Below are 255 nucleotides of genomic sequence, written 5' to 3'. Positions count from 1 at the left end.
CTGTCGCCATCCTGATCGGATGCGACGACACCGACGCTGCCCAGATTGACGCTGTCGTCCACATTGATGCCCGGATGGCTGTCATAATTGTGGAGTTGCGTCGCGACGACCTGAACATTGCCGCTAAGGCCCGCGCCGATGGAGGCAGGCGCCGACAATGTCAGCGCAACGATCTTCGTGCCGGTGCCGACCGGGCCGTCCCACCCCTCGATCAGCGTGGCGCTGACCCGGTTCCAGGTCAGGCCGCCGGTGAGA

General features: G+C 64.7%; 1 protein-coding gene. It reads right to left on the bottom strand.

The window, feature by feature from the left end:
- Nucleotides 1-255, bottom strand: a 255-nt coding sequence (locus tag F7P65_RS10585) for a hypothetical protein (protein ID WP_150291721.1), incomplete at both ends; no start/stop codon positions are given.

Source organism: Sphingobium estronivorans (genome assembly GCF_008692605.1).
Taxonomy (GTDB): Bacteria; Pseudomonadota; Alphaproteobacteria; order Sphingomonadales; family Sphingomonadaceae; genus Sphingobium; species Sphingobium estronivorans.
Note: the sequence above shows the minus strand (reverse complement) of the source record. Positions and strands in the feature narration are given on the sequence as shown.